The sequence below is a fragment of the Frigoribacterium sp. NBH87 genome, from assembly GCF_014217665.1.
GTDB lineage: Bacteria > Actinomycetota > Actinomycetes > Actinomycetales > Microbacteriaceae > Frigoribacterium > Frigoribacterium endophyticum.
In genome coordinates, this window is record NZ_CP043651.1 from 51,722 (window position 1) to 65,826 (window position 14,105).

General features: G+C 68.2%; 12 protein-coding genes. 1 reads left to right on the forward strand and 11 read right to left on the reverse strand.

The window, feature by feature from the left end; translation table 11 throughout:
• Nucleotides 1–46 precede the first annotated feature (46 nt).
• Nucleotides 47–3,391, forward strand: coding sequence for a MobF family relaxase (gene mobF / locus F1C15_RS15855; protein WP_185234489.1), 3,345 nt, complete (start codon nucleotides 47–49; stop codon nucleotides 3,389–3,391).
• 1,319 nt (nucleotides 3,392–4,710) lie between these two features.
• On the opposite strand, the gene F1C15_RS15860 is transcribed toward mobF, so the two are convergent.
• The 11 genes from F1C15_RS15860 to F1C15_RS15910 form a co-directional block, all read right to left on the reverse strand.
• Nucleotides 4,711–4,953 carry a hypothetical protein gene (locus F1C15_RS15860; RefSeq protein WP_185234633.1) on the reverse strand — a complete coding sequence of 81 codons (243 nt, stop codon included), beginning with the start codon at nucleotides 4,951–4,953 and terminating at the stop codon, nucleotides 4,711–4,713.
• On the reverse strand, nucleotides 4,946–5,182 hold the full coding sequence (locus tag F1C15_RS15865) for a hypothetical protein (RefSeq protein WP_185234491.1): 237 nt from the start codon (nucleotides 5,180–5,182) through the stop codon (nucleotides 4,946–4,948). Before F1C15_RS15865 ends, F1C15_RS15860 begins: the two co-directional genes overlap by 8 nt.
• A gap of 202 nt (nucleotides 5,183–5,384) precedes the next feature.
• Entirely contained in the window at nucleotides 5,385–5,600 is a 216-nt protein-coding gene (locus tag F1C15_RS15870; protein WP_185234493.1) for a hypothetical protein, read from the reverse strand.
• A gap of 501 nt (nucleotides 5,601–6,101) precedes the next feature.
• A complete protein-coding gene (locus F1C15_RS15875) occupies nucleotides 6,102–6,365 on the reverse strand; it encodes a DUF4913 domain-containing protein (RefSeq protein WP_185234495.1) in 264 nt (87 codons plus the stop codon).
• Complete coding sequence (locus F1C15_RS15880; protein ID WP_185234497.1) at nucleotides 6,352–8,052, reverse strand: type IV secretory system conjugative DNA transfer family protein; 1,701 nt, start codon at nucleotides 8,050–8,052, stop codon at nucleotides 6,352–6,354. The genes F1C15_RS15875 and F1C15_RS15880 overlap by 14 nt, the downstream gene beginning before the upstream one ends.
• A 1-nt stretch (nucleotide 8,053) precedes the next feature.
• Nucleotides 8,054–9,481, reverse strand: coding sequence for an ATP-binding protein (locus F1C15_RS15885; protein WP_255465624.1), 1,428 nt, complete (start codon nucleotides 9,479–9,481; stop codon nucleotides 8,054–8,056).
• Nucleotides 9,482–9,600: 119 nt separating this feature from the next.
• Nucleotides 9,601–11,112, reverse strand: coding sequence for an SCO6880 family protein (locus tag F1C15_RS15890; RefSeq protein WP_185234501.1), 1,512 nt, complete (start codon nucleotides 11,110–11,112; stop codon nucleotides 9,601–9,603).
• A complete protein-coding gene (locus tag F1C15_RS15895) occupies nucleotides 11,105–12,349 on the reverse strand; it encodes a hypothetical protein (RefSeq protein WP_185234503.1) in 1,245 nt (414 codons plus the stop codon). Before F1C15_RS15895 ends, F1C15_RS15890 begins: the two co-directional genes overlap by 8 nt.
• Nucleotides 12,342–13,070 carry a hypothetical protein gene (locus F1C15_RS15900; RefSeq protein ID WP_185234505.1) on the reverse strand — a complete coding sequence of 243 codons (729 nt, stop codon included), beginning with the start codon at nucleotides 13,068–13,070 and terminating at the stop codon, nucleotides 12,342–12,344. Before F1C15_RS15900 ends, F1C15_RS15895 begins: the two co-directional genes overlap by 8 nt.
• A 16-nt stretch (nucleotides 13,071–13,086) precedes the next feature.
• Nucleotides 13,087–13,386 (reverse strand): TrbC/VirB2 family protein, encoded by a 300-nt coding sequence (locus F1C15_RS15905; protein WP_185234507.1) that lies wholly within the window; start codon nucleotides 13,384–13,386, stop codon nucleotides 13,087–13,089.
• Entirely contained in the window at nucleotides 13,383–14,075 is a 693-nt protein-coding gene (locus tag F1C15_RS15910) for a hypothetical protein (RefSeq protein ID WP_185234509.1), read from the reverse strand. The genes F1C15_RS15905 and F1C15_RS15910 overlap by 4 nt, the downstream gene beginning before the upstream one ends.
• Nucleotides 14,076–14,105: the final 30 nt, after the last annotated feature.

A 14,105-nucleotide genomic window follows, 5' to 3' on the forward strand; every position in this document is an offset into this window, starting at 1 on the left:
ACGGATGCACGTATGCTACCGGCTCTGCCCGTAGTACTGTGGGGCCATGCGTGGCGGACTGGTCTTCTTTCGAGGTGCGGGCGCCGCTGCGCGTGCCTACCTCGAATCCGACCACTCGCACGCCGACGAGTACTACCTCGCGGACGCTGGCGCTGTGGCCCAGTGGTCCGCCCTCGACAACGAGGGAACCGTTTATGAGAACGGCTCTCTCGACGGTGTGGAGTACCAGTCATGGGTCGACTGGATCGACCCCGAGTTCCACGAGCAGCGCGGTACGCCGCGCGCTGAGACGCGCATCGACCGCAACGGCGAGGTTGTCGTGCTGCCCGCGTCTCCTCGCTTCGTGGAGATGACGGTCAACTGCGACAAGAGCCTGTCCGTCGCGGCGGCTCTCGACCCCGCCGTCTCGGCTGCGCTCGACGAGGCACAGGCGACTGCCGCGTCAGCTATGACCGCGTACATGGCGCAGAACTCCGTCACGCGGGTTGGCCCGCGTGGCGCGCAGTACTTTGTGCCGGTCGACCGGCTGGAATCCGTGTCGGTCGTGCACCGCTCGTCACGGGCCGGCGACCCGCACCGGCACGTGCACGTGCAGTGGAACACCCGCGTCCTGGCACAGGGCCAGTGGCGCGCGCTGCACACCGCTGCGACGTTGAAGCAGCAGGGCGCGCTGCGTGGTGTGGGTGAGGCCGCGATCAACTCCCACGACGGCCTCCAAGAAGCACTCGCCGCCGCCGGCTACGAGTTTGACGCGAGCTCGGGCCGCGTCACGAACCTGGAACAGCACGCCCGGACCATGTCCAAGCGGGCGAACCAGATTCAGGGCAACGCCGCCCGGTTCGAGGCGGAGTGGCGGTTGAGAAACCCCGGCGTTGAGCCTGACGCGGCGCAGCGCCGGGAGTGGGATCAGAAGGCGTGGGCGTTCGAGCGCCCTCGGAAGAAGCAGGCCACCGAGCACGCCGAAACCAAGTGGGTGAGCGAGCTCCGCGCCGAGGGCCTGCAAGTCGACGGGTTCGCCGCTGTCGAGCGCGAGACGCCCCTCACGCTCGACGAGCTCGACCGCGACGAGCTCGCGGCTCAGGTCGTCGCGGCAGCCGGCGCGCGAGCGTCGTCGTGGTCGGTGGCCGACCTCGAAGGACACATCGGCGTGGCCGTCGGCGCCGCCGGCGTCCGTGCGACGAAAGAAGAGCTCGGGGTCTTCGTGCGCGCCGTCGCCGCCGACATTACGACGACGCTCCCGCGCCTTGACATGGCCGTCCCCGGCCAGGTGCCGTCGTGGGTCCGCCACCTCACCAGCGAGCACGTGCAGCGCGTCGAAGACGAGCTCCGGAAGACCTTCCAGCGTCGCGGCCTCGACTCGGGCCTCGTCGTCGATCTCGACGCCGAGCTCCTGGCCGGACTCAACGCCGAGCAGTCCGTCGCGGCGCGCGCCATGGCGACGCGGGCCCCGCTGCTCGTGGTCGAGGGCGCGGCCGGCTCGGGGAAGACGACGATGCTCGCCGCTGCCCGCGACCTCGCCGCAGAAGACGGCGTCCGGTTCGTCGTCCTGGCCCCTACGCTGCGAGCCGCGAACGAGGCCGGCAAGGCGACCGGGTCTGACGCGGTGAGCGCGCACAAGCTCGCGCACGAGTACGGGTTCCGGTGGGACGACGACGGCCGCTGGCAGCGCCTGGACGTCGGCGACGTCGACACCGCTACGGGCGCGATCTACGAGGGCCCGTCCGAGCGGTTCCAGATCGACGCCGACACCCGCCTCGTCATCGACGAGGCGGGGATGCTCGACCAGGACCTCGCGCACGCCGCCATGACCATTGCCGACGAGCAGGGCGCGCCCGTAGCCCTCGTGGGCGACCGCGCGCAGCTGCCCGCCATCGGTCGAGGCGGCGTCCTCGACATGGCCGTCGCCGCCCACCCGCGGCCCCTCGACCTCTCGGAGCTTTACCGATTCCGCGAGGAGGGTTACGGCGCCCTCACGCTCGACATGCGCGACCGGAAGGGCCCCAAAGCGCTGTTCGAGGAGTTGCAGAGCCGAGGCAACATCGTCGTGCACGCCACCGAGGAGGAGGCGTGGGCGGCTGTCACCGCCGACGTCGCAGTGCAGGCCAAGGCCGGCGCGTCCGTCGCCGTGGCCGTCTCCACGAACGAGCAGGCCGCGACCATCAGCGCGCTCGTGCAGCAGGCACACGCGGACGCCGGCCGCACGCGGAAAGCTCACGTGGAAGTGGCCGGCATGGACGGCCTCACCCTCCGCGTCGGGGACCGGATCATGACCCGTGAGAACGCGAAGGCCCTCGACGTCGCCAACCGCGACACATGGACCGTCAAGCGTGTCGATCGCGACGGGTCGGTGGTCGTCCGCGACGGGCGCCGCGAGGCCACCTTGCCCCGCGAGTACGTCGAGACGAACACCCACCTCGCCTACGCGTCGACGGTCTACGGCGTCCAGGGCGCCACGGTCGACTACGGCCACGGCGTCGTCACCGAGGCGACGTCCGCGCAGGCGCTCTACGTCGCAGCTACTCGTGGCCGCGACCACAACGCGCTGCACGTCGTCGCCGGCGACGTCGACGAGGCCCGCGACGTCTTCGTGGGCGCCCTCGGCCGCGAGTCCGGCGACCGCGGTATCGACGCCGCACGCGAGAGCGCGCAGCGTGACTTGGAAGGCATGGTGTTGCCGAGGATGGATTACGACGAGCAGATCCGGGCCGCGCGCCTCGACGCTGAGGAGCGCGCGTACCAGGTGCGCCTCCGCAGTTGGGAAGGCGCCCAGGAGCAGTGGCAGCTTCGGCACCCCGACATCGCGCCGGCCGACTACGCCGACGCCCTCGCCGCAGCGGAGAGCGACGTCGTCACGGCCACCGCCGAGCGGGAGCGACTCGAGTCCGTGGTGCCGGCCGAGGCCGTAGCCACGCACGAGCAGCAGTGGGCCACCGACTACGCCACCGTGCAGACCGCCGAGACGACGGCTGCCTCGTCGTCGGTGTTCCGTCGTGCCGCCGCTCAGCGGGCCGTGGAAGACGCACGACGGCAGTTCCAGGACCGACACCGGGCGGCGCCCGCTGCGCGTCCCACAGAGGCGCAGAGAGCGGCGTGGGCGAAGGCAGCCACGACGCCCGGTGCAACGCCTGCCCTCGACAGCGCTCGCGCGGCCGAGGTGAAGGCGAAGACCGCCCACAAGCACCTCCGGGTGGACCCGGCGCCGAGCTCGACACCGCCGGCACCGCCATCGAGAGGGCGCCCTGACCAGGAGGTCGAGCGCGACGAGGCGTTCCAGGCCAAGACCGATGCCGCGGCCCAGACAAAGACAACTCCCGAGCAGGACCGATCCGCGCAGCTAGCTCGCGAGCGTCACCAGCCCCCAAAGGACCAGGCGGCCGTCAACGAGAGATAGCTATCGAGGCGCATCCATTCCCGCCGGCCGGGAACGGAATGCACCTCTTTCGCTGCCGAACGCATCATCACCTGTTCACGGCGTCTCCACCTGTCGACGGATGATCAGGACTCGTTTATTCGTCATCCTGGCTAGGCGGAGCCACAGGGGCTCTACTCAAGGAGGCATCAGATGCAGAAATCACGGATGTTTGGCGGGGTGTTGGCGTGTGCGCTGGCACTGTCGGTCCTGTCAGTGGCTGGGCCAGCAGTCGCCGCCGAGACGGGAGGGGACCAGAAGTTCCCTGCCATGCAGATGATCATGGATGAGTCGGGTCAGCCCACGACTTCAACGTTCACGGTGGACCCGGGTACGTACTCGGTGGACGGAACCGAGACCGTTCTTCGCGCGGCGGCCACGTACACGTGCTCAGGCAAAACGGACAGCCCCCACTATTCAAAGAATGGTGGGAGCGTGATCGCAAAGACACGAGTGAACTGCTCGGGGCCCAGTGGGGTCATCCCTATCCGCGTGTACTCGCTCCTGGGCAAGACCAGCACGAACAACATCTCGACGCTAAAGATCGTTGCTGAGTCCAACTACGTACAAAACGTGACCGTCAACTCGCCGACTCCTCAAACGTGTACGTCCCCGCTCAGGGGTCCCGACGAAGATCGCCGCGGGTGCGTACTTCCGAGGTTCGCACTCCGGTGCGGGAGCACCGCCCCTGCAAGCGTTCAACATCGGAGCAGCTCCATCGAGCTTTCGTCTACGTTCCTAAGCCGTAGTCAGTGGCTGGCTGCAGCATCCCTGGGATGTTGCAGCCAGCCGTCACTCGACGTTTCCCGTAAGACGGATGAGACGCACTCCTCGCGCGTCGATGACCTGGACGAAAGCGGAGAAATCCCGGCCGGCTGCATGGGCCCGAGCCCAATCCAGGACATCGCTAACGTTGTCCGCGCCGGCAAGAGACCACTCGTCGGTAGCTCGATCTGCATCGACAAAGTAGACACGGTAGGTCGGATTCGTCTCGATAGATCCCACGTCGCGAGGATCAATCGGCTGTGCTGCTAGGGGCATACGTACTCCTTCTTACGGCTCACTAACCACCAGCCGTCAAATTGCTTTCGCCCGAACGCCGGCGCTGGCTTTCTAAAGTAAGAGTGCCGGGTGAGAGGGCTGGTCTGCCCTCTCATCTGAAGCGTCAAGGTCATGACAGCCCGATCAGCGTTTCCAGTTCCCTCAGGTGCATAGCCCGGAAAAAAACGACATTCCAGCGCGAGGCAATCCATCGCGCTCCTGCCGTGGCCGACCGGGCAGTCGTCATGGTTGTTCTCGGTTCAGACCTTGCGGCTTTTCTTAACGAAGCGGCCCGTCCTTGCACTGCGCGACGTCGTCGATGACTCACTCCCGCCGACGGTCTCCGTCGTCGAGGCGGCCGGGTACGACCGCGCGAAGCGGCCCGTGACGAACCTCCCGGTGATGGCGGAACGGTGGCTCTCGGTTGAGCGGCCCAGGTTCTTCAACGCCGTCGTGCGCAACTGCTCGGCCAGGCGGAGGGAGTTGTCCGATCGATCAGTCATTGTCCTCATCCTTCTTCCTTCGCGGGATGGCGTCTGTTATCCGGCGCCAGAGCGTGCGTTCTCGTAACTCACGCTCCGTGAGCAGGTCGGCCACCACTACCGCGATCTCATTATCCGCCGGCGTGGCTTCGTTCCGCTTGACAAGTTGCTCCATGATCGCTGATCCGACGTCAGACTCGTCCTGATCGTGGCTGAGGGCCTGCTCGATAGCCCACTGGAACTGCTGCACCACTGGTCCCGACGGGCCTGTGCGAGGTTCCGGGAGGCGTTGAGTAGGCCGACGGCGGCGGCGAGCAGGGCGCCAAAACCGGCGACGATCGCAGCGACGAGTGTCGCGGTCGCCTGGGCGCTCGTTGCCCCGGGCACAGGCGACGGCGGCGTCGTAGCTACCGCCGTCGCTGCCGCCGTGAGAACTGCTGAGCTGATGATCATCAGAACTGATCATTGCGGATACTGCGCGCCACCGCTTCGTCCTGGGTCTGATTGTGGTCGCGGACTCTCTGGGCGATGACTGCGTTCTGCGCCCGCCGCATGTCGCGGCCTTTCTGCGTGGACAGGACCCAGATAAGACCGATAAGGGCAACCACGGCGAGCGGGGCAACGATGAACATCGCTATCGTCAGCACGTCTTGGAACGACTCAACCATTCCGGTCAGTCGAATGAATTCTTGAGCCACTCGCTACCGCGGTCGGAAAAGCCCGTCCAAGCCCGGGGGTCGTTCGAGACATTTATGACGAGGCAGCTCGTCATTGTTGTCCAAGTGCGTTTTGAGGCGGTCGCGCAGCTCCTTGGTCGAGAGGTCTGTGTTCACAAGCCACAGCGAGTCCAAATGGTGCCACCACGTACCAAGGCTCTTGATGTCCTCGATTAGATCGGCATAATTCGCGACAGGTCCGCTGAGGTCGTACGCGATCAGTTTGGTCGTCATCGACGCTCCTCCAGCCGTAAATGCGTTGGCTCACGCATCATGATTATTTGTCGCATTTTAGAGCACTGCTAGCGCGATGGTGCGTTGCCGCAGTGAGGCGAGGCGGGCAACTCAGATGACCGCCCGCTCTGAGGGCCCCTTTACTTCCCGTTGGGCTTGACGTAGTCGAGCCGGCGCCGCTCGGCGTGGTCGAACTTGCAGCCGCGGAAGGCCCCTTTCTCAGCGTCGACGAGGAAGGGGAGGTGGTAGTCGAGGACGTCGCGGAAAAAAGCTGTGCAGGCCGACGGTGCCGCCTAGTGCGCTCTCCTCCCACTGGTCCGCCATGGCGGCCAGGCGGTGCACGGCGTCCGGATGGTCGCGCCACTCGGCGCACCAGATCGTCTTCTCCCCGGCGCTCGTGAGGAACGCCAGGAGAGTCCCGTCGACGAAGTCGACGAGACCGTCGGGGATCTCGTCCAGGGGCACTTGCTCAGAAAGCGGCATTGTCGAGCTCCTTCTTCGGGCCGGCCGCGACAGCGGCGGCGTTCAGCTTCGCGATCGCTTTGTCGTTCCACCACGGAATGGAACGCACGAGCGCCGGCCGGCAGCCGGACGCGAGGACGACCATCCGGCCAAGGGACAAGGCGCCGAGGTCGGCAACCTCCATGATTCGCTCGGACCGGCGGGACCGGCTCACGGTGCGCTTGCCGTCGTGAGTGCTGGTCGAGCGCTCCTGGTACTCGTAGTCACCGATCCGCTCGGAGAGGTCGCGGAGGAACTTGTTCGAGGCGTTGCCGCCGCCGAACACCTGGACCGTCGACGAGGCCCACAGTTGCCCGAAGCCGCTCTCGCCCCAGACGTCGACGCCCTGCTCCTCCGTCTGGAGGATCGTCACCGGGATGATGCCCCGGCCGCCGTAGGTGGTGTATTTCTTCGGCAGGTCCGGGATTCGGCAGATGTTGCCGGCCTCGTCGAGGATCACCATGAGGGGGCGCTTCAACCGGCCCGAGGGCTCCTGCTTGGCGGTGTTCTCCGCGGCGTTCAGGACGGCTTTCGTCAGGGCGGCGATCAGGGGGCCGGCGGAGCCCGGGCCTTCCTCGCTGAACAGGTACAGCGTGTCGGCAGGCGCCGTCGCGAATGCCTCAGGGTCGAAGGCCTCCTCGCCGGGGACCGGCTGCACCCACGTGCGGATCGAGTCCGACACGAGGAAGTTCATCGCGGTCCGGGCGTAGCCGTAGACCCCGGAGCGGGTGCGCTCGGTGAGGGCCTGCAACGCCTCGATGCCGTCGGCCAGGTGCGGGTGGCTCTTCCGAAGGACGTTGGCCGGCGCCGGGTTGTCGTCGTGGTTCAGCCACTCCAACACCGTCGGCAGGTACTTGCCACCCATGGCGGCGGCGAACAGGTAGTGAGTCATCAGGCTCTTACCGGTCGTCGGGAAGTACGGGTCCTTGTTGCCCTCGTGGCCGTAGGTCGCCGCGGCAAACACCTCCGCCAGCTGGGCGGCGTCGTCGATCGTACGAATGCCGGCGAGAGGGTTCCACCAGCAGTCGTGCCCGCGATACGCGGACGCGAGGCGCTGCGGGTCGAACATCGACACCTTCCCGACGGAGCTCCGCACCGTCAGGGTGTCGGCCGCGATATCGGGCCGCACGGAGGTGATGAGCAGCGACCCCGGCGCCGCGACAGCGTTCGGGATCACGATGGACGCCGACTTGTTCCGCCGCGGGCCGGCGATCACGGTCAAGGTGTCTTCGTACGACGCCCGCAGCGGGACGGTGCCGGCGACGGTGTGCCCGACCGTCACCCCGACGAACTCCGGCGGCAGGCCCATCCGCTGGTGGCGCTTGCGCAGCGAGGCCGGCGTCAGAGGCGCAATCTCGCGCCCCGTGCCCATGTGGCGGGCGGCCTTGTCCGCCGGCGACCGGTCACGGCCGCGGCGGACGGTCACGACGGCGATCGCGACGACCAGGCCGACGACGACGATCCCGACGAGCACCGCGGCCGCGGTGTGGGCCGACGTCCACGGGGCGCCGTCCCGCAGCTGCTCGACAGGGTTCACAAACCCCGTCGACGTGCCCGAGAACAGCCCTGCCAGCGTCCAGATCGACGCTGTGCCGGCGGCGGCGAGCAGGAACACCATGAACGCCACGAAGGGCGCCATGGAGTCCGTGCGGCGGGTGACGGCGGACATGTCACACCACCTGCCGGTCGGTGACGGTTCGGCGCTGCGCGCGGAACCGCTCGTCAGTGATGTGGAAGTTCTTCTGAGTCGGGGTCTGGATCATCTTCACGGCGACCCCGGGGCGGCCCTCGACCTTGAACAGCACTTTGCCAGCGCCGGGGGGCGCCGAGCTTGCGTCGCCGGCGCCGGGGCCGCTGCCCCAGCTGGACGCGGCGTTGAAGCCCACGACCATCTTGATTTCCTTGTCCGTCAGCGGCTTGATCTTCGCGAGCTCCTCGACGTCCTCCTGCGTCAGCGCCATGAGCCCGAGCAGGCCGGAGCGCTCAGCCAGGCCGCGCGCTTTCTCGCGGTCCTCGGGGTCTTTGAGCGAGAGCATGTCCTTCGGGGAGTGCGTGACCTTCATCTCCGCGGTGCCCTTGGAGCGGTTCGACCGGGAGAGCGCGTCGACGTGGTCGACGATCCCGGGCGTGGAGCGGATCGGGTACCAGAACTCGTCCATCAGAGTCGTGTACCCGCTCCACGTGACTGCCGGCACGTAGACGTCCCCCACCTCGGCCGCCTCGGCTGCCTTCTGCGCCTCGGCCTTCGCAATCTCCCAGTGAGCGTCGATCGAGTCCATGCCGAGCGACCACGACATGAGCATGGCCGTGGACATCAGCTCCGTCGCCTGCGACGGGATCGAGGACGTGTCAAAGCAGAAACCACCCCGGTTGCCCGGGTCAATCTCGATCGACTCTGTGCCACCGAGAAGGCGCCCAATGTCACCCGAGAGCAGCGCGGTGATGGAGCGGCCGAGGTCCCGGAACTCGGTCCGGAACTCGTCGGCCGAGTCGACCCGCGCGAGGGCGAGCATGTCGGGGGACGGCTCGGAGAACGCGAGGTCGAGGTCGCGGGTGACGGGCGTCGCGTTGGCCCGAAGAATCCCCTTCACCAGGCCCTCGACGAGCGCGTCTTCGATGTCCGAGAGCGGCTTCTTCCGGTTCACCCGAAGCGCGAGCTGGGCTTGTTTGGTGACCTTCCACATGGCGAGGTCGCGGAGCTCTTCTCCGACCGGGCCACCGATCCGGCTCGCTGCCTGCCCGAGGGGCCCCTGAGAGAGCAGGTTCAGTTGGTGCCGGGCGTTGGGCCCGAACTCGAAGACGGAGCCGCCGGCCTCCTCGACGAGGGGCGTGTGCTCCCCGCTTTTCAGCGGGTTGAACACCGCGGGAATCATCCCGCGCCCCATCATGCCGAGAGTCATCGTCTGCGCCGTCGACGACTTCCCCACGCCGTTGATCCCGAAAAGGAACATGGACGGCGAGGAGATGACGCCCTCCTGGTAGAAAGCGTGGTGGTCGAGAGCTACGGCGGTCCCGGTGTGCAGGTCGATTCCGCAGGGGGCGCCCGACACGGGCCGGGCGGTGCCGGCAGTGAACGGATAGAGCCCGTTCGCCTGCACCGACGAGGCGTACCAGAGCGACCCTGCGGGCACTCGGGACCACTGGCCGCCGCCGGGCCCGACGTAGCCGGTGGGAACGAGGGTGCGGGGCTTGGTGCGCAGCCAGGCAGGTCGAAGCATTAGGAAACCAGTCCCATCACGTGCTCGGTAGGGGTCTCGTACATCCACGGAAGGATGCCGAGCGGGAGGGTGCTGTGGAACGCCGCGGCGGTGTCGTAGTCGCAGAAGCGGTACGACAGCGCGCTCTGGCCGAGCAGCTGCTTCAACGCGAGCTCCGCTTCCCGGTAGGGGCGCTCGTCGGCCTCGAAGGTGACCGTGACGGCCATCGAGAACCGGGTGACGCTGGCGCCGTCTGTCACCTCCTGTTCGAGCTTCTTGGCCTTCGTCACGAGGCTGCGATCTTCGGCCGTCTCGCGCGCCTTGGAGGAGGCCACGGTCGACACCTTGCCGCCGAGGCGCTGCACCATCTGCACCGCCTTGTCGGGCGCCACGGGCCGGTAGAACAGGGCAACGCGCTTGCGGAGGAACCGGGGCGCCGGGCCGAAGAGCGGAGCGAGGGTCGATTCGTTGATGTGCAGTTTCGGCGGTTCCAGGATGAGCGCCGTCATCGAGGCGACCCCGTCGTGGAAGCACACGCGCCGGCGCTCGTCGTTGAAGAAGTCGGGACCTGCCTCGGTGACCCGAAGGCCGGAGGTCTGCCCGCGGAGGGCGTCGCTGGCGAACTCCGCCGACCGCTCGGGGTTGTAGGCGACCCGCACGGCCTCCGCGAGGACGCGGCTCGTGGCCACGGACACAGAGCCGCCGCCGGCGCTGTGCAGCGCGTCGACCTGGAAGGAGAGTTTGGCCGCGACCTCGGCCACGGCGTCCTCGGTCGAGATGGCCAGGGACTCGATCAGCCACGTCATGGTCACCCACGTGCTGACCTCGGAGTACTGACGGGGCAGCTGGTCGCCGGCCTCGAAGACGTGCCGGCGGGCAATGTCGGGGGCGTCGGGGTCGAGGTCTGACACGATGCGCTCGACTAGAGGCCCCTTGTCGCGGAGCGAGGAGTCGACAACGACCGTGGACCCCGCGAGGGCGGGGTCGGAGGACAGCGACCTGATCCAGCCGCCGTAGTGCGCCACCGCGGCGTCGACGGTGTTCTGGGTCTGCATGTCCGTGCCATCGGGGTTGCACGCGAGGACCGCCGTGAGGGTCTTCTTCACGGGGTCGTGCAGCAGCGTGAAGGGGCGGCCGAAGCCGTCTTCCCCATCGATTTCCCGCAGGTTCCCCAGGTGCCCCGGGAGAGACGTCAGCCCGTTGGAGGGGAGCATGGAGAACAACCCCGAGTTGAACTGCGTCGCTCCGCGCTCGGCCCGCGCGGCGCCCGAGGCGATCGCGGAGACGCGCTGGGCGATTGTGCGCCCGGTGGACTCTCCGCCGAAGCGCACGACGAACAGGAGCTCGAAGAGCAGAGCTCCGAGCACGAACAACAGGCCGACGCCGAGGGCGCCTCGCGTGAGCGAGACGACCATGGCGAGCATGGCGACCACGAGGACGCCCCACCCGGGGAGGGTCAGCGGCCCCAGCCGCATCCGGCTCGTCGGCAGCCAGGTGCCGAACATCACCCTCTGAGGTCCCTGGTTACTCATCGATCATCTCTCCCACTCCACGGCTCCCGCTGGGGGCCGCATTCGCTAGATCACGCATCGAGTCCCAGCCCGATTTGGACGAGCCCGAAGACCCCGAGCTCCCGGAGGCAGCCCCGGAGCCTGAGCCGCCGTCGACGCCGGACCCACCGGCGGCGCCGCTGCTGCCGGCCTCACCCGTGGCGCCGGCCGAGCCGGTTGCGCCAGAGGTGCCAGCGCCGGCGGCCCCGGCAGCACCCGAGGCGCCACTACCCGAGGCAGCAGCTGCACCACTGCCGGAGGCCGCCGCAGCGCCGCTCCCGGAGGCGGCAGCAGCAGATGCCGGCGCAGACGCGCCCGCGGTCACGATCGCGGAGCCGGTCGCTGCGCCCACGAGAACGGCGGACTTGACGCCGCCCATCATCATGGCGCCGGCGCTGGCGTTACCGATCGCGGACGTCAGGGGCACCACCAGGCGCATGAGCGCCGGCAGCGCGAAGATCGCGAGGGCGAAAATCGCCATCCCGACCATGGCCCCCTGGAGGCCGTCTCGGCCGTCACGGAACCGGATTGCGAGCCCGTAGAGGGCCGCGGCCACGGGCGAGTACAGCAGGAAGGCCAAGAGCCACCCCGTGGTCTTCTCGAACATGCCCTCCTGCTTCTGGAACATCGCGCCGGCGGCGGTGATGGGCCAGAAGGGCAGCAGGACCGAGATGGCCACGGCGCGGAAAATCATGATGATCCACTGAATGCCGGTGGCGATCGCACCGAAGAGCCCGAACAGGAGCGCCATGGCGGCGTTGCCACTGAACGTCGCCGCGTCGAGCAGCAGGTTCGGGGGCTGGCCGCCGGTCGCGGCATCGAGGATCGACGCTGCGAGAGCGCTCGATCCGGTCTGCATGATGCCGAAGAACGCGACCCCAGCGACGGCCACGAGGATGGCGCGGAAGAAGCGCCGGGCGGCGTCCGCGGCTGCCTCGCCGCGACCCGAGATGGCCATGCGGACGCCGGCGACCATGAGTCCGAGTCCGAGCAGAAACGCTTGGATCGGGAGAGCGATCGTGCCGAACCAGTCAGCCGTGGAGCCGCCGACAATCCCGTCGAGGTCCGACGTGATCCACGACGTAAAGAAGCCGTTGAACATGTCGTTGGCGCCCTCTAGAAGCTTCTGCGCGAACCGCTCGATCTGCCCGTCCGCCACGTTGCTGATCTGGCATCCGACTGCCCCGGCCAGCCCGGAGCAGTCGTCGCCCTCACCCATTGTCGGCTGCCGTCCAGTAAGTGAAACTGCCGCTCGTGACGTCGCTCGCCTGGCCGGTTGAGCCCGTGTCCAGCAGCTTCACCTTCCAGTCGCCATCGACCCACTGCATGGGCGCCGGAAGGCCTCGGAAGCCGGTCGCGCTGCCCGGGACGCGCAGCACGAGGCGGATGCTGGCACGGTCGCCGTCGTACTCCTCGATCTTGTAGCCGACGATCGTCATTCCGTTGTCCTGCAACTGGTCTCGCAGCAGCGAGGGGGTGTTGGCATCTACTTCGCTGAGCGCCGCGTCGCGACCCGGCGACTCTGCGAGATAGAACTCTCCGACCTCCTGCGGGGAGTGCTCCAGCTGCGAGTACACATACGTAACGCCCGCGAGTGCGGCGCCGACCGGCGAGTGCTCGAAGCAGGCGGAGAACCCGTCTTCGGTCGTGGTGGGGCCGACCGTGTCGGAGACGGGCCAGGCGATGCCGTCGACGGTCTCCCAACGAAGGTCCTCGGGGACGTCGCGGTCGTCGCTGGGCTCGGCCTCGCAGCCGATCCCATCGGCGTCAGGCGCCGGCTCAGGACTCGAGGACGGTCGCGGAGCGGTCGTCCCGTCACTGTCAGGGGTGGAGTCCCCGGCCGGCACCAGGAAGATGACGAGGGCGGCGACGACGGCCAGGAGCAGGACGCCGGCTGACGCCCAAAGCGTGATTCGTGACTTACGGGTGGTGTCCTTCACGGCGTCCTCCTGACGCTTAGATGCAGTTGGTCGGGGGCGTGATGAACACGGCCACCATCTGCGCGGCGCCGGCGATGAGGACGACTCCGCCGATCCACCAGCCGAGGCCCTTCAACATCTCGCCGCCGTCACCGCGGCGGGACGAGAAGAACATGCCGATGCCGATCATGATCACGGCGACGACCGCGAGGGCGATCGCGACCAGCTGCGTCCAGAACTTCGCCGTGGCGAGAGCGTTGGAAGCCTGGTCCGGGAGGCAGTAGGGGGTGCCCGCGGCGGTGATCGTCGTGGTGGCGACGTCAAGGAGGTCGATCATGGTGTGTCCTTCCAGTTGTCGCGGATGGCCGCGGCGATCTTGGCGGTGGCTTTTGCCAGGGCCGGGGATTCGGGGACCGTGAGGGCCCCGCGCAGCGGCGGGAGCCACGGCACGGTCACGATGGGGGCGGCGCCGGAGAGCACCTTGATGCCGCGACGGACGTCGGCGGGAAACTTGCCCGGGGCGTCCGCGACCATGAGGACGACGCCGGCACGGCGGGTCAGGGTCTTGGCCTCCTGCACCCCGCGGAGCGTGGTGCGCGCCACGACCAACAGGCGTCCCGGGTACTGCTCGGGGTCCGTGAGCTCGACAGCGTTGAGGAGCCCCGCCCACGTCGTGGCGCCGGCGCCGGGGTGGACGCCATAGACGTTCCACTCTCCCGCCGGCACGTCGGCCAGCACCTCGGCCAGGACCTCGGTGGGTTCGGCGTCCTCGTCGAGCTCCGACGCCGGCACCTCACGTGCCGGGCGCAGCCAGCCGAGAGCTTCGGGGTCAGAGAGCGTGTCTGTCGTCACGGAGCCGTCGGGGTTGACGATCAGCCCGAACATCTCGCGGCCGACGCCCTGCACCGTCACCACGACGGGCTCTTCACCCTCAGCCGGCGCCTGAGCCGCCAGGTACTCGGAGAGGAACTGGCCGGCGGTGACGCCTGCCGGCACTTCGAGAATGTGCCCGTCGACGGCCCACATGGGGCCGTTCAGCTGGACGACGGTCGCCAT